The organism is Mesorhizobium sp. W016 (assembly GCF_054719485.1).
The window spans coordinates 653109-674680 of record NZ_JBTTIF010000002.1; the positions used below are offsets into that span (position 1 = coordinate 653109).

Annotated in this window: 22 protein-coding genes; 5 read left to right on the top strand and 17 right to left on the bottom strand. The window is 63.5% G+C overall.

Going from position 1 to position 21572, the window contains the following annotated elements:
- The first annotated feature begins 75 nt into the window (after positions 1 to 75).
- Positions 76 to 447, top strand: a complete 372-nt coding sequence (locus ACYG9V_RS03540; protein ID WP_023687709.1) for a hypothetical protein — start codon at positions 76 to 78, stop codon at positions 445 to 447.
- A 37-nt stretch (positions 448 to 484) separates the two neighbouring features.
- Here the strand turns inward: ACYG9V_RS03540 and ACYG9V_RS03545 are convergent, their stop codons facing one another.
- Entirely contained in the window at positions 485 to 1681 is a 1197-nt protein-coding gene (locus ACYG9V_RS03545; RefSeq protein WP_023698369.1) for a GGDEF domain-containing protein, read from the bottom strand.
- 163 nt (positions 1682 to 1844) lie between these two features.
- Between ACYG9V_RS03545 and ACYG9V_RS03550 the strand changes: the two genes are divergently transcribed.
- The gene (locus tag ACYG9V_RS03550; protein WP_023706723.1) at positions 1845 to 2156 is read left to right on the top strand and encodes a hypothetical protein; all 312 of its coding nucleotides are present in this window, start codon (positions 1845 to 1847) and stop codon (positions 2154 to 2156) included.
- A gap of 108 nt (positions 2157 to 2264) precedes the next feature.
- On the opposite strand, the gene leuC is transcribed toward ACYG9V_RS03550, so the two are convergent.
- From leuC to rplS, 8 genes are all read right to left on the bottom strand, one after another.
- On the bottom strand, positions 2265 to 3674 hold the full coding sequence (gene leuC / locus ACYG9V_RS03555) for a 3-isopropylmalate dehydratase large subunit (protein ID WP_023670518.1): 1410 nt from the start codon (positions 3672 to 3674) through the stop codon (positions 2265 to 2267).
- Between the two features lie 71 nt (positions 3675 to 3745).
- On the bottom strand, positions 3746 to 3955 hold the full coding sequence (locus tag ACYG9V_RS03560) for a hypothetical protein (protein ID WP_196813720.1): 210 nt from the start codon (positions 3953 to 3955) through the stop codon (positions 3746 to 3748).
- Complete coding sequence (locus ACYG9V_RS03565) at positions 3952 to 4587, bottom strand: class I SAM-dependent DNA methyltransferase (RefSeq protein ID WP_023815323.1); 636 nt, start codon at positions 4585 to 4587, stop codon at positions 3952 to 3954. The genes ACYG9V_RS03560 and ACYG9V_RS03565 overlap by 4 nt, the downstream gene beginning before the upstream one ends.
- A gap of 58 nt (positions 4588 to 4645) precedes the next feature.
- A complete protein-coding gene (locus ACYG9V_RS03570; protein WP_023683878.1) occupies positions 4646 to 5452 on the bottom strand; it encodes an amino acid ABC transporter permease in 807 nt (268 codons plus the stop codon).
- 242 nt (positions 5453 to 5694) lie between these two features.
- Positions 5695 to 6495 (bottom strand): transporter substrate-binding domain-containing protein, encoded by an 801-nt coding sequence (locus ACYG9V_RS03575; RefSeq protein WP_023726051.1) that lies wholly within the window; start codon positions 6493 to 6495, stop codon positions 5695 to 5697.
- Positions 6496 to 6731: 236 nt separating this feature from the next.
- Positions 6732 to 7229 (bottom strand): MarR family winged helix-turn-helix transcriptional regulator, encoded by a 498-nt coding sequence (locus ACYG9V_RS03580; protein ID WP_023683877.1) that lies wholly within the window; start codon positions 7227 to 7229, stop codon positions 6732 to 6734.
- A complete protein-coding gene (locus ACYG9V_RS03585) occupies positions 7226 to 7654 on the bottom strand; it encodes an organic hydroperoxide resistance protein (protein WP_023694503.1) in 429 nt (142 codons plus the stop codon). The genes ACYG9V_RS03580 and ACYG9V_RS03585 overlap by 4 nt, the downstream gene beginning before the upstream one ends.
- 154 nt (positions 7655 to 7808) lie before the next feature.
- Positions 7809 to 8369 carry a 50S ribosomal protein L19 gene (gene rplS / locus ACYG9V_RS03590; protein WP_352765695.1) on the bottom strand — a complete coding sequence of 187 codons (561 nt, stop codon included), beginning with the start codon at positions 8367 to 8369 and terminating at the stop codon, positions 7809 to 7811.
- 325 nt (positions 8370 to 8694) lie between these two features.
- On the opposite strand from rplS, the gene ACYG9V_RS03595 reads away from it, so the two are divergent.
- On the top strand, positions 8695 to 9447 hold the full coding sequence (locus ACYG9V_RS03595; RefSeq protein WP_352765693.1) for a sulfite exporter TauE/SafE family protein: 753 nt from the start codon (positions 8695 to 8697) through the stop codon (positions 9445 to 9447).
- Here the strand turns inward: ACYG9V_RS03595 and trmD are convergent.
- Together trmD and rimM are read right to left on the bottom strand one after the other, a co-directional pair.
- On the bottom strand, positions 9429 to 10127 hold the full coding sequence (gene trmD / locus ACYG9V_RS03600; RefSeq protein WP_023732893.1) for a tRNA (guanosine(37)-N1)-methyltransferase TrmD: 699 nt from the start codon (positions 10125 to 10127) through the stop codon (positions 9429 to 9431). The two genes, ACYG9V_RS03595 and trmD, sit on opposite strands and share 19 nt — an antisense overlap.
- Positions 10124 to 10723, bottom strand: a complete 600-nt coding sequence (gene rimM / locus ACYG9V_RS03605) for a ribosome maturation factor RimM (RefSeq protein ID WP_023747379.1) — start codon at positions 10721 to 10723, stop codon at positions 10124 to 10126. The genes trmD and rimM overlap by 4 nt, the downstream gene beginning before the upstream one ends.
- A gap of 96 nt (positions 10724 to 10819) precedes the next feature.
- Here rimM and ACYG9V_RS03610 point away from each other — a divergent pair, with 96 nt between their 5' ends.
- Together ACYG9V_RS03610 and ACYG9V_RS03615 are read left to right on the top strand one after the other, a co-directional pair.
- On the top strand, positions 10820 to 11758 hold the full coding sequence (locus ACYG9V_RS03610; protein ID WP_023706731.1) for a tyrosine recombinase XerC: 939 nt from the start codon (positions 10820 to 10822) through the stop codon (positions 11756 to 11758).
- 73 nt (positions 11759 to 11831) lie between these two features.
- Entirely contained in the window at positions 11832 to 12896 is a 1065-nt protein-coding gene (locus ACYG9V_RS03615) for a TraB/GumN family protein (RefSeq protein ID WP_352765691.1), read from the top strand.
- A gap of 878 nt (positions 12897 to 13774) precedes the next feature.
- Here the strand turns inward: ACYG9V_RS03615 and lpdA are convergent.
- The 6 genes from lpdA to ACYG9V_RS03645 are packed head-to-tail and all read right to left on the bottom strand — an operon-like array spanning position 13775 to position 21542.
- The gene (lpdA, locus tag ACYG9V_RS03620) at positions 13775 to 15181 is read right to left on the bottom strand and encodes a dihydrolipoyl dehydrogenase (RefSeq protein WP_352652325.1); all 1407 of its coding nucleotides are present in this window, start codon (positions 15179 to 15181) and stop codon (positions 13775 to 13777) included.
- Positions 15182 to 15204: 23 nt separating this feature from the next.
- Positions 15205 to 15960: an SDR family oxidoreductase gene (locus tag ACYG9V_RS03625; protein WP_352765689.1), complete on the bottom strand. Its 756-nt coding sequence runs from the start codon at positions 15958 to 15960 to the stop codon at positions 15205 to 15207.
- A complete protein-coding gene (locus tag ACYG9V_RS03630; RefSeq protein WP_023828733.1) occupies positions 15957 to 16463 on the bottom strand; it encodes a hypothetical protein in 507 nt (168 codons plus the stop codon). The genes ACYG9V_RS03625 and ACYG9V_RS03630 overlap by 4 nt, the downstream gene beginning before the upstream one ends.
- Positions 16460 to 17197, bottom strand: coding sequence for a DUF4241 domain-containing protein (locus tag ACYG9V_RS03635; RefSeq protein WP_031195599.1), 738 nt, complete (start codon positions 17195 to 17197; stop codon positions 16460 to 16462). Before ACYG9V_RS03635 ends, ACYG9V_RS03630 begins: the two co-directional genes overlap by 4 nt.
- A gap of 16 nt (positions 17198 to 17213) precedes the next feature.
- Positions 17214 to 18506 (bottom strand): 2-oxoglutarate dehydrogenase complex dihydrolipoyllysine-residue succinyltransferase, encoded by a 1293-nt coding sequence (odhB, locus tag ACYG9V_RS03640; RefSeq protein ID WP_352626039.1) that lies wholly within the window; start codon positions 18504 to 18506, stop codon positions 17214 to 17216.
- A 48-nt stretch (positions 18507 to 18554) separates the two neighbouring features.
- The gene (locus tag ACYG9V_RS03645) at positions 18555 to 21542 is read right to left on the bottom strand and encodes a 2-oxoglutarate dehydrogenase E1 component (protein WP_352535824.1); all 2988 of its coding nucleotides are present in this window, start codon (positions 21540 to 21542) and stop codon (positions 18555 to 18557) included.
- Positions 21543 to 21572: the final 30 nt, after the last annotated feature.

Here is a 21572-nt window from a genome sequence, read left to right on the forward strand (position 1 = left end):
TGCGCCTGCCCTCTTAACAAAGGTTAAGAAAAGGTTAATTTCCGATTCGATCGGGTCCACAGCAGAGAGGACACCATGCTTTCGAATTCAGGAAGAGCGCGCCTTGCGGCGCTTGTGCTGGCGACAGCCAGTCTCGGCTTCGCCGCCCCGGCAATGGCCTGGTCACGCCATCATGACCGCGTCTATGCCGATTCCCTAGGCAATCTCGTCATCGACAGCGCCGCCGGCTACAAGCGCATCATTGTCGGCCAAGGCAGGCTGGCCAAGAAATTGTCCGACTACACCAGCGCCGGGCAGCCGGAAGCGGAACCGGAAGTCCTTTATGAAGACGAGGCGGATCACATCTCCAGGCGTGGCTGCTACCAGCCGCCGGTGTTCGTGAAGGGCCGCTCCTATATGTACGGCCTCTCCGATGGCGAAATGCCCAACCTCAGCCCTTGCCGCTGATGATCCGGCACGGCCGAGAGGCCGTTTAAGCGAGACGCTAACCGACGCTGCCTGTATCCGGGATGAACACCGTTTCCGCCCGCTCATAGGACAATCGCACGCTGTCGCGGCCGTTCTTCTTGGCCTTGTAGAGCGCTTCGTCGGCGCGCCGCATCAGCGGCTCCAGCCCTTCGTCGCCGGTGCGCGCCGCGACGCCGAAGCTCGCGGTCACCCTGGTGCCCGGCGGCAACCCGTCGACACTGCCGGCCGAATAGTGCGTGCGCACGGCTTCGGCAAACAGCCGCGCCGTGGCAAGATCGCTCAGCGACAGAAGCACAGCGAACTCCTCGCCGCCGATGCGGCCGGCAACCGCACGCGTGCCGGCGGCCGCGCGAAGCTTGGCGGCGAAGTCGGCGATCACCTGGTCGCCCGCGGCATGTCCGTATTTGTCGTTGAGCGCCTTGAAGTGATCGAGATCGGCCAGCACCAGCGCGACCGGCACCTTGGTAACAGCGCAATGCTGCAGCACCAGCAAGGCGCGCTCCTCGAAACCCCTGCGGTTGAGCAGGCCAGACAGCGGATCGGTGTGCGTCTCGGTCTTCAGCGCCTTCATCACGTCGAGCGCAGCTGCCGAGAACAGGCAGAGCGCGATCAGCAACGACAGCAGCGCGTGCGTCAAAAGCGCCGTCGTCCAGTAGGACGAGCCATAAAACCCGTCATAGCTGGTGAACGGCCCGTGCGAGATGACGACGAGCAGCGTGCGGCCGATGAAGTTCAGCCCGGACAGCAGCGACAACACGAACAGGATTTTTTCCGTCGGGCCGTTCTTGCGCACGGCGCGCAGCTCGGCAGCGACCAGCAGGCTGAGGCCGCCAAAGCCGAAATTGATCGACAGGATGCGCCAAGTCAAGTCCGGCTGGACGAACAGGAACCAGCAGAATGCCACCATCCCGCCACCCGCCAGAATGCCGATCGCGATATAGGGCACGCGCCTGCCGTAGCGTGAGATGATCGCACCGACGAGGCAACAGGCGGCGAGCGTGAAGCAGAGGTTGGAGACCAGCTTGGTCAGCACCATGCCGCCGGGCAGCGTGAAATACTGCAGCAGGAAGCCGGGCGCGGACACGCAATAGCTCGTGCCGAGCACAGCCAGATAGGGCCGGTGGCGCTGATAGAACCACAGCACGAGGAACGCCGCGCCGAGCGCCAGCGCGATCGTCGGATTGAGCAGCGCTATGAACAGGCCGGTGTCCAAAGGACGGTGACTTCCCCGCTTGACGTCAGGGAAGACCTTAGAGCGCAAGCCCCAACAAGCGGTTAAGCCGGGACGAATATGCAAGTCGCCACTCATGAAGCTGGTGCACGGAACCGGGACCTGAGGCCGGCGTTTCCTGACAGCAATCAAGGAGAAGTTGTTCATGGCCGACACGATCACGCTGACCGATCACGAAGCAATTCGCTCATGGGCCGCAGGGCGCGCCGGATTTCCGGCGATCGTCGATGTATCGCCCGAAACCGGAACGCAGCCGTTGCTGAGGCTCGTCTTCGGCCAGCACGCCTATCAGGACCAGGATCAGCCTGAACGCCCGGTCAACGCAGGCGGCTACGAGCTGGTCGAATGGGACGAGTGGTTCAAGATCTTCGACGAGCGCGAACTGGCGCTGGTGGTCGCGACCGACGAACCCGGCAGCCGGGAGGAATTTCATGAAATCATCCGGCGTGCCGGCTAGGGCATAATACCCCAAGGGTCTTAGAGCGGCGCGCTTTAAACAAAACCCCGAACGGTTTTGCCGTTCGGGGTTTTGCATACGCTCAGATCAGGCTTGAACCAGTCTGCGCTATTTCCAGTCGCGGATGTCGACGAAATGGCCGGCGATCGCCGCCGCCGCCGCCATTGCCGGCGATACCAGATGGGTGCGGCCCTTGAAGCCCTGCCGGCCTTCGAAATTGCGGTTCGAGGTCGAGGCGCAGCGCTCATGCGGCTTCAGCCGGTCGTCGTTCATGGCCAGGCACATCGAGCAGCCCGGCTCGCGCCAGTCGAAACCGGCGGCAATGAAGATCTTGTCGAGACCCTCGGCCTCCGCCTGTTCCTTGACCAGACCGGAGCCCGGCACGATCATCGCATCGACATGCGCACTCACCGTCTTGCCTTCGACCACCTTGGCCACCGCACGCAGATCCTCGATGCGGCCATTGGTGCAGGAGCCGATGAAGACGCGGTCGAGCGTGATGTCGGTGATCTTCGTGCCCGGCGTCAGCCCCATATAGTCGAGCGCGCGGATCTTTGACGTCCGCTTGTTCTCGTCCGTGATCTCTTCCGGATTGGGAACGACGCCCTGCACCGAAACGACGTCCTCGGGCGAGGAACCCCAGGAGACGATCGGCGGCAGCTTGGCCGCGTCGAGCACGATCACCTTGTCGAAATGCGCGCCCTCGTCGGACTGCAGCGTCTTCCAGTATTCGAGCGCGGCGTCCCACGACGCGCCCTTCGGCGCGCGCGGCTTGCCCTTGACATAGGCGAAGGTGGTTTCGTCGGCCGCGATCAGGCCGGCGCGCGCGCCGCCCTCGATCGACATGTTGCAAATCGTCATGCGGCCTTCCATCGACAGCGCGCGGATCGCCTCGCCGGCATATTCGATGACATAGCCGGTGCCGCCGGCGGTGCCGATCTCGCCGATGATGGCCAAGATGATGTCCTTGGCGGTGACGCCTTCCGGTAACTGGCCATCGACACGCACCAGCATGTTCTTGGCCTTGCGCTGGATCAGCGTCTGGGTCGCCAGCACATGCTCGACCTCGGAGGTGCCGATGCCATGTGCCAATGCGCCGAAGGCGCCATGCGTCGAGGTGTGGCTGTCGCCGCAGACAATGGTCATGCCAGGCAGCGTGAAGCCCTGCTCCGGCCCGATGATGTGGACGATGCCCTGGCGGATATCGTTTTCGGAGTAATATTCGACGCCGAAATCCCTAGCGTTCTTGGCCAAGGCCTCGACCTGGATGCGGCTTTCCTCGTTCTTGATGCCGAACTTGCGCTCGGGCGAGGTCGAGACATTGTGATCGACCACGGCCAGCGTCTTTTCCGGATGCCGGACTTTTCTGCCGGTCATGCGCAGACCTTCGAAGGCCTGCGGGCTGGTCACTTCATGGACGAGATGGCGGTCGATGTAGAGCAGACAGGTGCCATCATCCTGGCGGTCGACGACATGGTCGTCGAAAATCTTGTCGTAGAGGGTGCGCGGTGCGCTCATGTGCGTAAATCCGTCGATTTGCAAAAAGGGGAAGGGCAGACGCGCGAAGCCTTCGGCGCGGCGAAAGCGGCTTAGCTAAGTCGGCTGGTGAGCGCGCCGGAAATGCGCGAAGAGAAACGCGACGGCAGGCGTTTTCTGTCCTGCAGCACGAAACCCTTATAGGCCGGATCGCCAAAAAGCTCTTCCATGGCGTGGCTCATACCAATGTTTTGGCTTTTCGGCAATTGCGGCGTGTTTTCGCTTCTCCCCTTGTGAGAGAAGGCGAAGAGGGCGGCGCTCAAAGCACCTCGAACACAAAAGTCTTCACCAGCGCGTCCGGCTCGGCGATCGCATAGCAGCGGAACCATGGGCTTTGCTCGGCCGGCCGCCATTTCCCGGCCCGCTCCAGCCCGTCGAACACGTCCTGGAAGCCGCCGCTTTCGAAAACCTGGTCGCGCACGGTGAAGATGGCGTGGCCGCCTTTCCTGGTGATGCGGACAAGCTCGTGCAGGCCGGACGCCGGCGCATGGCCGATGGTGAACACGCCAGTCGAGAAGAAGGCGCGGAAATGCCCGTCCGGCCAGGGTAGCGGCCCGCCGAGCATGGCCTGCTTCAGATCGCCATAGGCATTGCGGCTGCCGGCGATCTTCAGCATGTCGTCGGAGAGGTCGAGGCCGGCAATGTCGTGATAACCCAGCGCCTTCAATGACGGGCCTGACAGGCCGGTGCCGCAGCCGGCGTCGAGCAGCGGGCCTTCACCCACCTTCACATGGCGCGCCACCCAGGCGGTGATCAGGAACGGCAGCAGATAGCCGAGCGAAGCGGTCTCGCCGTCATAGGTCGCGGCCCAGTCTGCATAGGCCTTGGCCAGCCCTTCCGGCGTGTCGGCCGAATAGACGGTACCCAGCGCCGCATTGGCCTTGTCGATCGTCATCGCCTGCATCCTCCGGAATCCTGTCCTCCGCGATCGTAGCCGTGCCCGCGTCGGACTTCTATTCCTGCTGCGCCCGCCGCAGTCGTTGCTCCAGCCCCCGCAGCGCCAGCGACAGGCTGACGGTGAGGATGAGATAGATATAGGCGACGATCGAATAGGTCTCGAAGAAGCGGAACGAGCCGGCGGCGTAGATCTTGCCCATCTGCGTGATGTCGGCGACGCCGAGCACCGAGACCAGCGAGGAATCCTTGACCATGGCGACGAAGTCATTGCCGAGCGGCGGCAGGATGGTGCGGATCGCCTGTGGGAAGACGATCAGCCGGAAGCGCTGCGTGCGCGTCAGCCCGAGCGCCTTGGCAGCCTCGATCTGGCCTTTCTCGACTGACTGGATGCCGGCGCGGAAGACCTCGGAGATGAAGGCGGAATAACCGATGGTCAGCGCCATGATCGCACGCCACAACAGCGACACGTCGCGCACCAAAAGCTCGCCGAGATAGCCGGCGTTTTGCAGCGGCGCGGTCAGCGCATTCCACGCAGCCACGAAGGCCGGCGCGCCGGCGAAGGCGATCCAGAACAACAGCACCAGGATCGGCACGCCGCGGATGATCTCGACATAGAAACGAGCGATCTGCTTGAGCCAACGCGACCCCGACAACCCCATCAGCGCAATGCCGAGCCCGACGGCGGAAGCCAGCGCGAAGGCGACCACGGTGACAAGAATGGTGATGCCGATGCCTTTGGCGACGGTGGCAAAAACCTGGGCGTAGAGATCGCTGGCGGCAATGGAGAGCGCAGCGACGACGGCGAGCGCGATCGCGGCGGCAAGCCACCAGGGAAAATCGGGTTTTGAGGTTGAGGCGAGCATCAATGCCCAACGCTGGTGAACAGCTGCGCTCGCAAGATCTGCCGATCTCCCCCCTTGCGGGGGAGATGTCCGGCAGGACAGAGGGGGGTGCTGTCCCTCCAACCTGTCAAACGGTTACAGTCACAACCTTTGGCCTCTTTGGAAAAGCTCAAAACAAAAGGGAGGCGATCCTTCACACCCCCCTCTGCCCTGCCGGGCATCTCCCCCGCAAGGGGGGTCAGCGGCCGTCGCGCCAAGACGGCCTACTGCCCCATCTTGTAGTCGAGAAACCACTTCTTGTTCAGCGCCTCGATCGTGCCGTCGGCCTTCAGCGCCGCGATCGCCGCGTTGACCGGCTTCACCAGGTCCGAGCCCTTCGGGAAGATGAAGCCAAAATCCTCGGTGCCGAGCGGGCCGCCGATCAGCTTGAGCTTGCCGCCGGAGGCATCGACATAGCCTTTGCCGGCGGTGCCGTCGGTCAGGACGACATCGACGTCGCCGGATTTCAGTGCCTGCACCGAAGCGCCGAAGGTCTCGAACTGCTTGATGCGCGGGTTCTGCTCATTGCCGTCGAGCACGCTGTAGACGGCGGTGTAGAACGGCGTCGTTCCGGCCTGCGCGCCGATCAACCCGTCCTTGAAGGCGGCGAAGGTCTTGGCGTCGGTGAAGCGGCTTTCATCGGCGCGCACCAGCATGAACTGCTCCGAACGCATATAGGGGTCGGAGAAATCGACCTTCTCCTTTCGGTCGTCCTTGATGGTGATGCCGGTCATGCCAATGTTGTACTGGTTGTCGGAAACCGCCTGGATCATCGCGTCCCAGGAGGTGTTCTGGTACTCCACCTCGAAGTTCAGCCGCTTGGCGATTTCGTCCATCGCGTCATACTCCCAGCCGATCTGCTTGCCGGTCTTGGCGTCGATGAACTGCAGCGGCGGATAGGCGTTTTCCGTCACCACCACGACCTTCTTGCCGCCGAGATCGGGCAGCGCATCGGCCGCCCATGCAGCGACGGGCGCGAGGAAACAGGCCGCGAGGGCGGCCAGCAGCAGCTTCGATTTGGTCATGACACGCTCCAGGATGAGAAGCCCGCTTGCAGCCGGGCTCGCATGAAAATCCAGGCGCGACTTTAGCCGTCCGCAGACGGCTTGCAAGCCGGTCCGGTGCTCAGCGTCCGGTGAAAGCGGATTCCAATGCCTTCAACCAACGCGGTTTTAGAACGCCCCGTGGTCGGAATTATTCCGTGATTGCGCCGCCGGCAAACCAGGCCCCTCCTGGACACGGGAACCCGTCAGATGACGGATCAGGATGGTGACGTAGCCTCACGCAGCTTGGCGACAAATCCGGTCAAGGTCCGGTGCAGCGACTTCAGCTCCTCGACTTCCAGCGGCATGGCGCAGGCAAGGCCTGCGGATACGTCCTTGATGCGGGCGCGCAGCGCCTGGCCCTTGGCAGTCGGTTCGACCAGCACGCGGCGCTCGTCGGCCGGATCGCGACGGCGGGTGACGAGACCAGCCGCTTCCATCCGCTTGAGCAGAGGCGTCAATGTCGCCGAATCCAGCCCCAGCGCCTCGCCGAGTTCGCCGACCGTGCTCGGCGCATGCTGCCACAGCGCCAGCATCGCCAAATATTGCGGATAGGTCAGGCCGAGCGGGTCAAGCAGCGGCCGATAGAGCTTGGTCATCAGCCCGCTCGCCGAATAGAGCGCGAAGCAGAGCTGCTGGTCGAGGCGCGGAACGGCGATCCTCCCGGCGGTGTCCGCCGGGACTTCGCTGGCCCTGGTTTCGGTCTTCGTCGTCATGCTGCCTTTGCCGGAAGCGCCACGGTCGAAAGCGCCACCTCGATATTGCCTTTGATCGCATTGGAATAGGGGCAAATCTGATGCGCTGCCGATACAAGCGCTTCCGCCGCCGCCTGATCAAGGCCTTTGGTCTCCGCGGCCAGTGCGACACCAAGTTTGAAGCCTTCACCATTGGGAAGCAGGCTGACGGTGGCGCTCACCGCCGCATCGTCCAGCGGCAGCTTCTGCTTGCGCGCGACGAAGCGGATGGCGCTTTCGAAGCAGGCGGCATAGCCGACCGCGAACAGCTGCTCGGGATTGGTGGCGCCACCCTGTCCGCCGAGCTCCTTCGGCAAAGCGAGGTCGACCTTCAGCAGGCCGTCGCTGGTCTCGCCGTGGCCGGCGCGGCCGCCGGTGACGCGAGCCTGTGTGGTGTAGAGTGCCATGTCAGTTCTCCATTTGCTTTGTATACGATCATTTAGTGTACAAGATAATTCGAGTCAACAGCCGTGGCGCAACTCTCGGCCGGCAATCGTTCACAGTCTGGTGAAACGAAAAAAGGCGGCCGAAGCCGCCTTTTCAAAATCCTTGGTCGAGATATTATTCGGCCGGGGTCGCTTCCGCGGCCTTTGCAGCCTCGTCGGCGGCCTTGGCGGCTTCGTCGGCGGCCTTCTTCTCGGCGGCTTCCTGCGCGGCCTTCTCGGCTGCCAGCGCCTGGGCAGCGGCAACCTTCTCGGCTTCGATGCGGGCCTTCTCGGCGTTCAGCGCGTCGCGTTCTTCATCGTTGAGCTTGCGGGCGCGCACGCCGGTGTTTTCCGAAATACGGGCCGACTTGCCGCGACGGTCGCGCAAATAATAGAGCTTGGCGCGGCGCACCTTGCCGCGGCGCACGATCTCGACGCCCTCGACCATCGGCGAATAGACCGGGAACACGCGCTCGACGCCTTCGCCGTAGGAGATCTTGCGGACGGTGAAATTTTCCTGGAAGCCGGCGCCGGCGCGGGCGATGACGACGCCCTCATAGGCCTGGACGCGGGTGCGGGTGCCTTCGGTCACGCGGACCTGGACGCGCACGGTGTCGCCGGGCTGGAATTCGGGAAGCTTGCGCTTGGCTTCGATCTTGGCGGCCTGTTCGGCCTCGAGCTGACGGATGATATCCATGTCAGTAATCCACTTCTTGTTCTTCCGACAGTCAGAGCGTCCGACACTCGCCTTGCAGTTCCTATGACCGCTCGGCTATGCCTTTTGTCCAGAGACATCTTGTCTTCGAAACATTGGGCAGGGGCGACTACACCGTCATTGTTGACGGGTCCGGGAGATTTTTCTCGCCAGTACGGGCGGGCACATACAGCTATTTCGAGGCTTTGTCACGCCTTGGCCCTGTCTTTTTTGGTCGCATGCCACCACGCAATCGTCCAGTGCGGGGTTGCGCCGACCCTTCAAGCTTCCTAATCCGGGGGCAGCACTCTTGTCCGGCGGCCTCACAATGTCTGTTTTCGACGCAGTCCTGCTCTTCCTCGCGGGTTTTCTGTCAGGCGCCGTCAACGCCGTTGCCGGCGGCGGCACCTTCATCACCTTCGGCGCCATGACGCTGGCCGGCCTGCCGCCGATCGTCGCCAACGCCACCTCTTCGGTGACGCAGTTTCCCGGCTACATCACCTCGACGCTGGCTTACTGGACCGACATCAAGCATTTCTGGCGCGGCGCGCTGCTGCTCTGTCTGATCTCGGCTTTGGGTGCGCTGGCCGGTGCGCTCATCCTGCTGGCGCTCTCCAACCCGTCGTTCCGCGCCTTGGTGCCGTGGCTGCTGCTGGCCGCAACCGCCTTGTTCGCCGCCGGGCCGTGGCTGAAACCGGCGCCGAAGCCTGGGCATGAAGCCACGGTCGGCTCGCTGGCCGGTTCGCTGGCACAGTTCGCCACCGCCATCTATGGCGGCTTCTTCGGCGCCGGCATGGGCGTGATGATGCTGGCGACGCTCGGCCTGACGCAAGCCGGCGACTATCACCGGCTGAACGCGCTGAAGAACATGCTGGCCGTGGTCATCGCCGCCGTTGCCATACTGGTCTTCGTTTCCGGCGGCGTTGTTGCCTGGCCTCAGGCAATCGTCATGATCCCCGGCGGCGCGCTCGGCGGCTATGCCGGCGTATGGATCGCCAAGCGCGTGCCGCAAAACGCAGTACGCGGCTTCGTCATCGCCGTCGGCCTGTTTCTCGCCGTCTACTATTTTGCCAAGGGCTGAGCGGCGAGCAAATCCGGCCGGCGCTCCCTGGTCAGCTTCTCGGACTCCGCACGCCGCCAGGCGGCGATCTTCTTGTGGTTGCCGGAGACCAGCACGTCGGGGATCGGCCTGCCCTCGAACTCCTGTGGCCGCGTGTAATGCGGGTGTTCGAGCAGGCCGTTCTCGAAACTTTCTTCCTCGCCCGACACCGCATTGCCCATGACGCCGGGCAACAGCCGCACAACGGCGTCGAGCAGCACAAGCGCCGCCGGCTCGCCGCCCGACAGGATGAAATCGCCGATGGAGACCTCTTCCAGTCCACGCGCCTCGATCAGCCGCTGGTCGACGCCCTCGAACCGGCCGCAAACGATGACGGCGCCTGGCCCGCCAGCCAGTTCGCGCACGCGCGCCTGCGTCAGCGGCTTTCCACGCGGGCTCATCAGCAAACGCGGCCGCGGATCGCCCGCCGGCGACGTGTGGTCGATCGCCTTGGCCAGCACATCGGCGCGCATCACCATGCCGGCGCCACCGCCGGCCGGCGTGTCGTCGACGGTGTGATGGCGATCGCTGGCGAAGGTGCGGATCTGGATAGCTTCCAGCGACCATGTCCCGACTTCGAGCGCCCGTCCGGCCAGCGACAGGCCTAGCCCGCCCGGAAACATCTCGGGATAGAGCGTCAGCACCGACGCCTTGAACGTCACCGGTTGCCTCCGGCTTCGCGCGGCCCGCGCGGTCGGCCCTTCGCGTCGAAATCTTCTTCGCGCGGCACGTCGCCATCCTCATCCTCGACAAGGCCGGCGGCTGCCGGGTCGACGCGGAGAAAACCTTCGGCGATCGAAACCTGAGGCACGGCGGCCTGGGTGAACGGGATCAGCACGCCTTTGCGCACGCCGAGGGTAACGTCGAGAATGTCGCCGCCGCCGAAATTATGCACCGCCACCACCTTGCCGATGACCGCGTCCTTATCGTCGCGGACTTCAAGTCCGACGAGATCGGCGTGGTAGAATTCGTCCTCCTCGCCATCGTCGGGCAGCATCGAGCGGTCGACGAACAGCTCGGTTCCGGCCAGCGCCTCGGCGGCGTTGCGGTCGGCAATGCCCTTGAAGCGCACCACCACGACGGTGTTGGCGGGCCTGATGTCGATGATCTGGAAGGCGCGGCCGTCCTTGGCATAGAGCGGCCCATAATCGGCCAGCGCCATCGGCTCGCCAGTGAAAGTCTTCACCCGCAATTCGCCCTTGATGCCGTGGGCGGCGCCGATCACGGCCATTTGCACGGGGTTCTGGGGCTTCGACATGGCTGATATCCTTTGCCCTGCTCTAACGCCCTACCGGCGTCATTTCAATGACAGGTTCTTCACCGCTTCCTAACCCGGCTGCCTGACAATGGCGGCATGCAGGAATTTCTCATCCCGGCAAAACCCGACCTCCAGGCAGCGCGCGAAAGCTGGCTGAAGATGCTGGCGCGCGAGCGCCGGCTGTCGCCGGCGACCGTCGAAGCCTATGAGCGCGACACGCGCCAGTTCCTGCATTTCCTCACAGGGCATTGCGGCGGCTCGCCTGGTCTTTCCGACATCGCCACTCTCCGCCCGGCCGATCTGCGCGGCTTTCTTGCCGCGCGGCGCAACGCCGGCGCCGGCGCCCGCACGCTCGGACGCGGCCTCGCCGGCATCCGCTCGCTGCTGCGCTTCCTCGAACGGCGCGGTCTCGCCAATGCCGCCGGTGCCGCTGCGTTGCGCGCGCCGCGCCAGCCGAAATCGCTGCCCAAGCCGCTGACCGCCAGCGATGCCAAACATGTCGTGTCGGTGGAAGGCCAGCTGGCTGAAGAGCCCTGGATCGCCGCCCGCAACGCCGCCGTGCTGACGCTGCTTTATGGATCGGGCCTGCGCATTTCCGAAGCGCTGGGCCTCAGCGCCGCCGACCTGGCATCGGAAGCCGACACCGTGCTGCGCGTCACCGGCAAGGGTGGCAAGACACGGCTGGTGCCGGTGCTGCCGGTGGCGCTGCGGGCCATCGCCGAATACCGAAAACTGTGTCCCTACCATCTCGATCCCAAGGGCCTGCTGTTTCGCGGCGCCCGGGGCGGGCCGCTCAACCCGGCCATCGTCCAGCGCGACATGGCCAGGCTGCGCTCGGCGCTGAACCTGCCCGACACCGCGACGCCGCACGCGTTGCGCCATTCCTTCGCCACCCATCTGCTCGGGCGCGGCGGCGACCTGCGCACCATCCAGGAACTGCTCGGCCACGCCAGCTTGTCGACGACGCAGGTCTATACCGGCGTCGACACGGCAAGGCTGCTCGAGATCTACGAATCCGCCCATCCCCGCGCGTGACACTGTATAAGTCCAGGACAATTTCCCCACGCCGGTTAACCGTTTCGCCGCTTTTCAGTCCTAGAACCGCACCATGAAACGCGCCCTTGCCATCGCCGACCGCGCGGCCCTTGTGTCGCTGAAGCTGCTCGTCGCGCTCAACGCCCTGTTTTTCCTGTCTTTTCTCGTCGCGTTGCTGCTTGCCATGGGCAAGGCGCATGCCGAAGCCCCGGCCTGCGCCGGCGCCGATCTGCTATCGGCCCTGCAGAAGGAAGACCCCGCCGCCTATGCCAGGATCGAGACGGAAGCAGCAGCGACGCTGAACGGCAAGGGCCTGTTGTGGAAGCTGGAGAAATCAGGCGAAAAGCCGTCCTTCCTGTTCGGCACCATGCACATGACCGACCCGCGCGTGACCACTCTGCCGCCGGCAGCCAGGAAAGCCTATGACGCTGCCGGCACCATCATCATCGAGACCACCGACGTGCTCGACAAGCAGAAGATGATGGAGGCCATGCTCAAGGAACCCGAGCTGATGATGTTCACCGACAACACGACGTTGTCGTCGCTGTTGTCGCCGGAGGATGCGGCGGTGGTGAACAAAGGGCTCGATGCGCGCGGCATTCCGCCGGCGAGCGTCTCCAAGATGAAGCCGTGGCTGCTGTCGGCCATGGTCGCGCTGCCGGTCTGTGAGGTCGCCCGTCAGGCAGGCGGCGCACCGGTTCTGGACGTCAAGCTGGCGCAGGACGCCAAGGCCTTGGGGAAACCGGTGGAAGGGTTGGAGACCGCTGCCAGCCAGCTGCGCGCCATGGCCTCGCTGCCGATTGCGTTCCACATCAAAGGGCTGGTCGAGACCCTGAAGCTCGGCGACAAGATAAACGACATCAACGAAACCATGATCGTGCTTTACCAGCGCGGCGACACCGGCACCTTCTGGCCGCTGTTGCGTTCGATCTCGCCCGACGAAGACGACGACGCAGGTTACGCCGAATTCGACCGGACGATGATCACCGGCCGCAACAAGGTCATGGCCGACCATGCCGCACCGATCCTGGCCAAGGGCAATGCCTTCATGGCCGTCGGCGCCATGCATCTTCCCGGCCCCGAAGGCCTGGTCGAGGATTTTCGCAAGGCCGGCTATACCGTCACCGCCGTCGACTGAGCAGCGCCCGTCTTGAATACCGAATCACGTAAGCCGGGCTCTGTGCGGTGCGCAACTGATTCGCAAAGCGGAGGCGGTTGGCCCTATTTTTGGCGGAAAAGGCCAGCTAAGCTCGTTCTACCTCGTTCGTGATTGATTTTGCGGGGGAAATACAGGCCAACAAGCGGTTGCGAATCAGAATTTTCCTGCGTTCGTCAATTTGAAGGCCTAGTATGAACCCGTTCAACGGTTGCGCGTTGAGGGGTGTTGATTGATGCTTTTCATCCACGGAGGACACTTTTATGGCGAACCCTAACGATCCAGCGCCCAGGTCGGGTGGTGGCAGCGGCTGGCTGATTGCGCTGGTCGTCGTCATCCTTGCGATTGTCGCGTACTATGTTTTCGGCAGAAGCGGCGAACATCCTGCGCCCGCAGAGCCGCCGGCAGCCAGCACACCGGCGCCCGCACCTGCACCGGCTGAGCCGATGAAGCCCGCCGAACCGGCTCCCGCACCAGCCCCTGCGCCCGCACCGGCTCCTGCGCCCGCACCGGCTCCTGCGCCAGCCCCGGCGCCCGCGCCTGCTCCGGCGCCGAGCCCGTAATCTGGCCAACTGATCTGGCATCTTGCTTCCAACCCAAGAACGGCCCGCTGAAAAGCGGGCCGTTTTGTTTGCGGCACCTATCGGCGAGCGTCGCGATTCTTCACCGCCCCCTCTGTCCTGCCGGACATCTCCCCCTCGAGAGGGGAGATCGGCAGTTCACGAACAGCGCCAGGTTAGAAACGTGAGAAACTTGAAAGCTCGCGACGCGGCGGTGAAGTCCAATCTCCCCCCTTGAGGGTCCCTTGAGGGGGAGATGGCCGGCAGGCCAGAGGGGGGTGCTGTCCCTCCAGCGTTTCCTTAAATATGGATCGGCTTGAAGAACGTCGCCAGCGCTGCTTCCTTCACCGCTTCCGACATTGTCGGATGCGCGTGGCAGGTGCGGGCGAGGTCTTCCGAGGAGCCGCCGAACTCCATCAGCACCGCCGCCTCATGGATCATCTCGCCGGCGCCGAAGCCGACAATGTGGACGCCGAGCACGCGGTCGCTGGCTTTGTCGGCGAGGATCTTCACGAAGCCGTCCGTGTGCAGCATGGCGCGCGCGCGGCCGTTGGCGGTGAACGGGAATTTGCCCATCTTGTAGTCGATGCCGGCCTTCCTCAGCTCTTCCTCTGTCTTGCCGACCGAAGCGATTTCCGGGCTGGTGTAGACGACGCTCGGAATGACGTCGTAATTCACATGGCCGGCCTGGCCGGCAATGGTCTCGGCCACCGCCACGCCTTCATCCTCGGCCTTGTGCGCCAGCATCGGCCCGGCGATGACGTCGCCAATGGCGTAGATGCCGGCCACGTTGGTCCTGAGATGCCCGTCGGTCTTGACCCGGCCGCGCTCGTCGACCTCGACGCCGGCTTCTTTCAACCCGAGGCTGTCGGAATAGGCCCGGCGTCCGGTCGAGATCAGCACCGCGTCGGCCTCGATGGTCTCGGCCGCACCACCCTTGACCGGCTCGAAGGTAACGGCGGCGCCCTTTTTGGCCTTGGTCACCCCTGTCACCTTGGCGCCGAGCTTGAACTCGAAACCCTGCTTGGAAAGCAGGCGCTGGAACTGCTTGGAGACCTCGCCGTCCATGCCGCCCAGGATGGTGTCGAGGAATTCGACCACGGTGACCTTGGCGCCGAGCCGTGCCCAGACCGAGCCGAGCTCCAGACCGATGACCCCACCGCCGACCACCACCAGATGTCCCGGCACTTTCTCCAGCGATAGCGCGCCGGTCGACGATACGATCACCTTCTCGTCGATGTCGACCTTGACGCCGGGAATGCCGGCGACATCGGAGCCCGTGGCAATAACGATATTTTTCGTCTCGATCTCCTCGACCTTGCCGTCCTCAGCCGTCACCAACACCTTGCCGGCCGCAACCACCTTCCCGGTGCCACGGAAACTATCGATCTTGTTTTTCTTGAACAGGAAGGCGACGCCACTGACGTTGGCCGAAACGGTCGCGTCCTTGTGCGCCATCATCTTGTTCAGATTGAGTTTCGGCGCCGGTATCTCGACGCCCAGCGCATCGAAGGAATGGCCGGCCTCGGCGAACATCTCCGAGGCATAAAGCAGCGCCTTGGATGGGATGCAGCCGATGTTCAGGCAGGTGCCGCCGAAAGTGGCGTTCTTCTCGACCACCGCGACCTTGAGCCCGAGCTGTGCCGCCTTGATGGCACAGACATAGCCGCCCGGTCCCGACCCGATGATAACGACATCATAAGCCATGTTCGTTTCCCTTAGCTTGGGGCTCAGCGGCCGCCGCTTACATTCAGGATTGCGCCCGTCGTGTAGGACGCTTCATCCGACAAAAGATAGAGAACGGCATGCGCGACTTCATCCGCCGTGCCGGCTCGTTTCATCGGCAGCATGTCGCGGAACCGCTCGACCCGGTCCGGCTGGCCGCCCGAAGCGTGGATCTCGGTGTCGATGATGCCCGGCCGTATCGCATTGACCCGCACGCCTTCGGTCGCGACTTCGCGCGCCAGTCCGAGCGTGAAGGTGTCGATCGCCGCCTTGGACGCGGCATAGTCGACATATTCGCCGGGCGAGCCGTGTAGCGACGCAGCCGACGAGATGTTGACGATGGCGCCGCCCTGGCCGCCATTCTTGCTCGACATGCGCCTCACCGCCTCGCGGGCGCACAGGAACGAGCCGATGACATTGATGCGCATCATGCGCTCCAGCCGCGCCAGGCTCATCTCGTCGACACGCGCCTTGAGGTCGACGATTCCGGCATTGTTCACCAGGGCGTCGAGCCGGCCATAAGCGCTATCGACGGCTTCGAACATGGCGACGATGTCAGCCTCGACGCCGACATCGCCCTTGACGGCAAATGCCTCGCCACCCGCCGCCTCGATTTCGTCGACCAGCGCCTTGGCGGCAGCCTCGTTTGCGGCATAGTTGACCGCGACGCGGTAGCCGGCCTTCGCCGCAAGCCGGCAAGTGGCCGCACCAATGCCGCGGCCGCCGCCGGTGACCAGAAGAACTTTCTTCGCCGCGCTCATTCCTGGCAACCTTTCAGCAAAAACACATCCCACGGCAGTTTCGAAAAACCGATGGAGCCAAAGGCGGACGACATCTGCAACGATGGACCCAGATCGGGGAAGATCAGGCTCTGCGGCGCGTCCGTGCCTTCCGCCGCCAGGAGCGCGATGTTGCCCTTATCGTCGGCGCTGTAGATGACGCCATGCCAGACCGTGCAGGCGGCAAGCTCGTCACCGGTGACGTCGCCGGTCGGGCATTTGTACATCAGCGACCCTTGCGGTCGCGAAACACCGGAGGTCCACATCACAATGCCGTCGAGCACGATGCCCTTGTCGAGCACCATCTTGAACGAGTTGGTGACGGTGACCGCATCCGTCGTCGGCCGGAAATCAATGCCGGCCTCGCTTTCGGCATCGCCATAGACAGCAAGCGCCAGCGGGCAGGCGGCATGCGCCTCGTAACCCGCTGCGAGAACAGCCAGCCCGGCCATAAATCCGATCATTGGCGAAGCGATGTTTGTCATGAATTGCTCTGGCTGCTCTCGCGGCCGTCGGCGTTTTCGAGCACCTCGAAATCGGTCATCAAGACCAGCGGCTCGCCGGCCGCATCCAGTCCCCAGAAGGAATAATAGTTCCCATCACCGAAGCCAGTGTCGAACATGGCTATATTAAGCGGATTTCCATCAACCGGATTATCCATGCGGAACTTGTCGAACGAGCATGCAACGTCAGCAAGATAGCTGTCGAGTTCCTCCTGGTCGGACATCAGCGTCAGAACCGACTTGTCCATGAACGAAGCAACATTATCATCGACAATAAATCCAGACTTCCAGGACGATGTGCCGACGTCGCGGACGAAGGCAGCCAACTCCCACCGCACCGGCAAGCCAGTGCCAAACCGCAATACCGCTGCAGCAACACGGCCTTGCGCCTCAAGCAACGTGACTGGATAGCATCCCGGCCTGACCTTACGGCTAAACACAGGCCGTTCCAGCCCGGTAATCAGTGGATCGCAAGCGATGATTTCGCCGGTCGGTAGCTCAAGCTCACCGATCGCGGTGACGATGATCTTCCGCTCCGCCATTTCGGCTTCGCTGAGAGCGAAGACACCGAGATTGCTGCTCGCCGGCGCCGAATCCCATTCAGTCGATGTCGCCGGCGGAGAGATGGCGGCGGAAGCCGCCGGCCGGGAACGCCTCAATACGCTACCCGCTACTCGACCCAGCTTGAACCCAAACCGCGCCAGCCAGCCGCTCATGACGGATCAGCTCCGATCACAAATCGAGCACCAGCCGTTCGGGATCCTCCAGGCTATCCTTGACGCGGACCAGGAAGGTCACCGCTTCCTTGCCGTCGACGATGCGGTGATCGTAGCTGAGCGCCAGGTACATCATCGGCCGAATCACGATCTGGCCGCCGACCACGACGGGCCGGTCCTGGATCTTGTGCATGCCAAGAATGCCCGACTGCGGCGCATTGAGGATCGGCGTCGACATCAGCGAACCGTAGACGCCACCGTTGGAAATCGTGAACGTGCCGCCTTGCATGTCGGCGACCGACAGCTTGCCGTCGCGTGCGGCGATGCCCAGCCGGCCGATATCCTTCTCTATTTCGGCAATCGACATCTGATCGGCGTCGCGCACCACCGGCACGACGAGGCCCTTTTCGGTGCCGACGGCGACGCCGATATGGGCATAGTTCTTGAAGATGATGTCGGTGCCGTCGATCTCGGCATTGACCGAGGGGATCTCCTTCAAGGCGTGGGTGACGGCCTTGGTGAAGAAGCCCATGAAGCCGAGCTTCACGCCGTGCTTCTTCTCGAAGATGTCCTTGTACTTGGTCCTGAGCGCCATCACCGCCGACATGTCGACCTCGTTGAAGGTGGTCAGCATGGCGGCGGTCGACTGCGCTTCCTTCAGCCGGCGCGCAATGGTCTGGCGCAGCTTGGTCATGCGCACGCGCTCCTCGCGCGACGCATCGTCGCCCGAGGACGGCGCACGCACGGCGACCGGAGCCGGTGCGGCCTTCGGAATTTCGGCCGGCTGCGACGGCGCGCCCTTGGAAATCGCGTCGAGCACATCGCCCTTCAGCACCTGGCCGCGCTTGCCCGAGCCAGAAACCTGGTCGACCGACAGATTGTTCTCGGCGATCAGCTTTGCGGCAGCTGGCGCCGGCGGCATGGCGCGCGGCTCGACCGGCCCGGCATCGCCGGCAATCTTGGCGGTCTCGGCCGCGGCCTGCTTGGTCGTATGTGCCGCGTCGGGGCTCGACGCCTGCGACACAGCTTGCGGCTTGGTCTCCTGCTTGGACGCCGGGGCGGCCGTGGCGACGCCTGCCGAGATCGAACCCAGCAACGCGCCGACGCCGACGGTCTCGCCTTCCTTGGCGGTGATCTCGCCCAGCGTGCCGGCGGCGGCGGCAGGCACCTCCACCGTCACCTTGTCGGTTTCGAGCTCGACCAGCGGCTCGTCGACGGCAATGGCATCGCCGACCTTCTTGAACCACTTGCCGATGGTCGCCTCGGTGACGGATTCGCCGAGAGTGGGAACGCGGATTTCGGTAGCCATTGTGCCTGTTCCGTTTCTTCTCTGTCTGTTCTATTCGCCGGGTTTGTTCTATTCGCCGAGCGCGTCTTCGAGCAGGGCGGCGAGCTGCGCCAAATGCTTCGACATCAAGCCGGTCGCCGGCGATGCCGCCGCAGGACGTCCGGTATAGCGCACCCGCTGGTGCTTGGCGTCGATATGCGCCAGCACCCATTCCAGATACGGATCGATGAACGACCAGGCGCCCATATTCTTGGGTTCCTCCTGGCACCACACCATCTCGGCATTGCGGAAGCGCGACAGTTCGGTGATCAGCGCCTTGGCCGGGAACGGATAGAGCTGTTCGACGCGCAAGAGATAGATGTCGTTGATGCCGCGCTTCTCGCGTTCCTCGTAGAGGTCATAATAGACCTTGCCCGAGCACAGCACGACGCGGCGGACCTTGGAATCCTTGGTGAGCTTGATCGTCTGGTTCTGCAGCAGCTGGGCATCGTCCCACAAAAGCCGGTGGAACGAGCTTTCGCCCGAAATCTCCGGCAGCGTCGACACTGCCCGCTTGTGGCGCAGCAGCGATTTCGGCGTCATCAGGATCAGCGGCTTGCGGAAGTCGCGCTTCAGCTGCCGGCGCAATATGTGGAAGTAGTTGGCCGGCGTGGTGCAGTTGGCGACTTGCATATTGTCTTCGGCGCAAAGCTGCAGAAAGCGCTCGAGCCGGGCCGAAGAATGCTCCGGACCCTGGCCTTCATAGCCATGCGGCAGCAGGCATACCAGGCCTGACATTCTGAGCCACTTGCGCTCGCCCGACGAGATGAACTGGTCGAACACCACCTGGGCGCCGTTGGCGAAATCGCCGAACTGCGCTTCCCAGAGCGTCAGCGCCTTCGGCTCGGCCAGGCTGTAGCCATATTCGAAGCCAAGCACCGCCTCTTCCGACAGCATCGAGTTGATGACTTCGTAGCCGGCCTGTGCCGCCGACAGATTGTTGAGCGGGATGTAGCGGGTCTCGTCCTTCTGGTCGTAGAGCACGGAATGGCGCTGCGAGAAGGTGCCGCGTTCTGAATCCTGGCCGGAGAGCCGGATCGGATTGCCGTCGAGCAGGATGGCGCCGAAGGCCAGCGCCTCGGCCGTCGACCAGTCGATGCCTTCGCCGGAGTCGATCGCCTGGCGGCGGTTTTCGAGGAAGCGGATGATGGTCTTGTGCGCCTCGAAACCTTTCGGCACCTCGGTCAGTTTCTTGCCGATGTCCTTCAGCACCTTGACCGGCACGGCGGTCTTGCCGCGGCGCTGTTCGTCCTGGTTGTCGGCGGTGCGCAGACCAGACCAGGCGCCGTCCAGCCAGTCGGCCTTGTTGGGCTTGTAGTGCTGGCCGACTTCCCATTCGGACTCCAGATGGGCGCGCCAGTCGGCCTTCATCTTGTCGAGTTCGGCCTGGCTGATATGGCCCTCGGCGATCAGCCGCTCGCCATAGATCTGCACCGTCGTCTTGTGGTTGCGGATGTTGGCGTACATGATCGGCTGGGTGAAAGCCGGTTCGTCGCCCTCATTGTGGCCGAAGCGGCGATAGCAGAACATGTCCACCACCACCGGCTTGTGGAACTTCATGCGAAATTCGATCGCCACCTTGGTGGCATGCACCACCGCTTCCGGGTCGTCGCCATTGACGTGGAAGATCGGCGCCTCGATCATCTTGGCGACGTCGGACGGATAGGGCGACGAGCGCGAGAAGCGCGGATTGGTGGTGAAGCCGATCTGGTTGTTGATGATGAAATGCAGCGTGCCGGCGACGCGGTGGCCGCGCAGGCCCGACAGGCCGAGAATTTCCGCGATTACGCCCTGGCCAGCAAAGGCGGCGTCGCCATGCAGAAGCAGCGGCAGCACCTTGGCGCGCTCTTCCAGCGGCACGATCTCCTCGCGGCTGCGGCCGAACAGATAGTCCTGCTTGGCGCGCGCCTTGCCCATCACAACCGGATCGACGATTTCCAGATGCGAAGGATTGGCGGTCAGCGACAGATGCACCTTGTTGCCGTCGAATTCGCGGTCCGACGAGGCGCCGAGATGGTACTTGACGTCGCCCGAGCCCTCGACCTCGTCAGGAGCGGCCGAGCCGCCCTTGAATTCGTGGAAGATGGCGCGATGCGGTTTGGCCATCACCTGGGACAGCACGTTCAGCCGGCCGCGATGCGCCATGCCGAGCACGATCTCCTTCATGCCGAGCTGGCCGCCGCGCTTGATGATCTGCTCCAGCGCCGGGATCAGGCCTTCGCTGCCATCGAGGCCGAAGCGCTTGGTACCCTTGTACTTGACATCGATGAACTGCTCGAAGCCTTCGGCCTCGACCAGCTTCTGCAGGATCGCTTTTTTTCCCGTAGCGGTGAAGGAAATCTCCTTGTCAGCACCTTCGATGCGCGCCTGGATCCAGGCCTTCTCCTCGGGGTCGGAAATGTGCATGAACTCGACACCGAGCGTCGAGCAATAGGTGCGGGTCAGGATCTCCAGCATCTGCCGGATGGTGCCGAATTCGAGGCCGAGCACATTGTCGAGGAAGATCGGCCGGTCGTAGTCGGCTGCGGTGAAACCGTAATTCTCCGGGGACAGCTCGTTATAGTCCTCAAGCGGCTTGGCGATGCCGAGCGGGTCGAGATTGGCATGCAGATGGCCGCGCATGCGGAAGGCGCGGATCATCATGATGGCGCGCACCGAATCGCGCGTCGCCTGATGCACGTCGGCATCCGACAGCACGACGCCATTGGTGACCGCCTTGTCCTTGACCTTCTTTTCCAGATGCTTCTCGACGATGCCCCAATTGCCGTCGAGCGCCGACACCAGTTCGCCATTGGCCTGCAGCGGCCAGGAGGGCTTTGCCCAGGAAGCGCCCTTGGCGTTCTTGCGCACATCGCCGGCGTCGTCCTTCAGCCCGGCGAAAAAATCCTGCCATTCGGGGTTTACCGACTCTGGATCATCCTCATAGGACGCGTACAGCGCGTCGATATAGTCGGCATTGCCGCCATAGAGGAAAGAGGTGAGCGAAAATTGGTCGTTGGCCTGATCTTGTCTTGCCATTTTTGTCCGCGGAGCCTGGCTCCGTCTCCT

What these genes read in the sequence shown, in the direction of transcription:
- ACYG9V_RS03540 (WP_023687709.1), top strand. Translation starts at nt 76, where the DNA reads ATGCTTTCGAATTCAGGAAGAGCGCGCCTTGCGGCGCTTGTGCTGGCG.
- ACYG9V_RS03550 (WP_023706723.1), top strand. Translation starts at nt 1,845, where the DNA reads ATGGCCGACACGATCACGCTGACCGATCACGAAGCAATTCGCTCATGG.
- leuC (WP_023670518.1), bottom strand. Translation starts at nt 3,674, where the DNA reads ATGAGCGCACCGCGCACCCTCTACGACAAGATTTTCGACGACCATGTC.
- ACYG9V_RS03565 (WP_023815323.1), bottom strand. Translation starts at nt 4,587, where the DNA reads ATGACGATCGACAAGGCCAATGCGGCGCTGGGTACCGTCTATTCGGCC.
- ACYG9V_RS03570 (WP_023683878.1), bottom strand. Translation starts at nt 5,452, where the DNA reads ATGCTCGCCTCAACCTCAAAACCCGATTTTCCCTGGTGGCTTGCCGCC.
- ACYG9V_RS03575 (WP_023726051.1), bottom strand. Translation starts at nt 6,495, where the DNA reads ATGACCAAATCGAAGCTGCTGCTGGCCGCCCTCGCGGCCTGTTTCCTC.
- ACYG9V_RS03580 (WP_023683877.1), bottom strand. Translation starts at nt 7,229, where the DNA reads ATGACGACGAAGACCGAAACCAGGGCCAGCGAAGTCCCGGCGGACACC.
- ACYG9V_RS03585 (WP_023694503.1), bottom strand. Translation starts at nt 7,654, where the DNA reads ATGGCACTCTACACCACACAGGCTCGCGTCACCGGCGGCCGCGCCGGC.
- rplS (WP_352765695.1), bottom strand. Translation starts at nt 8,369, where the DNA reads ATGGATATCATCCGTCAGCTCGAGGCCGAACAGGCCGCCAAGATCGAA.
- ACYG9V_RS03595 (WP_352765693.1), top strand. Translation starts at nt 8,695, where the DNA reads ATGTCTGTTTTCGACGCAGTCCTGCTCTTCCTCGCGGGTTTTCTGTCA.
- rimM (WP_023747379.1), bottom strand. Translation starts at nt 10,723, where the DNA reads ATGTCGAAGCCCCAGAACCCCGTGCAAATGGCCGTGATCGGCGCCGCC.
- ACYG9V_RS03610 (WP_023706731.1), top strand. Translation starts at nt 10,820, where the DNA reads ATGCAGGAATTTCTCATCCCGGCAAAACCCGACCTCCAGGCAGCGCGC.
- ACYG9V_RS03615 (WP_352765691.1), top strand. Translation starts at nt 11,832, where the DNA reads ATGAAACGCGCCCTTGCCATCGCCGACCGCGCGGCCCTTGTGTCGCTG.
- lpdA (WP_352652325.1), bottom strand. Translation starts at nt 15,181, where the DNA reads ATGGCTTATGATGTCGTTATCATCGGGTCGGGACCGGGCGGCTATGTC.
- ACYG9V_RS03625 (WP_352765689.1), bottom strand. Translation starts at nt 15,960, where the DNA reads ATGAGCGCGGCGAAGAAAGTTCTTCTGGTCACCGGCGGCGGCCGCGGC.
- ACYG9V_RS03630 (WP_023828733.1), bottom strand. Translation starts at nt 16,463, where the DNA reads ATGACAAACATCGCTTCGCCAATGATCGGATTTATGGCCGGGCTGGCT.
- ACYG9V_RS03635 (WP_031195599.1), bottom strand. Translation starts at nt 17,197, where the DNA reads ATGAGCGGCTGGCTGGCGCGGTTTGGGTTCAAGCTGGGTCGAGTAGCG.
- odhB (WP_352626039.1), bottom strand. Translation starts at nt 18,506, where the DNA reads ATGGCTACCGAAATCCGCGTTCCCACTCTCGGCGAATCCGTCACCGAG.
- ACYG9V_RS03645 (WP_352535824.1), bottom strand. Translation starts at nt 21,542, where the DNA reads ATGGCAAGACAAGATCAGGCCAACGACCAATTTTCGCTCACCTCTTTC.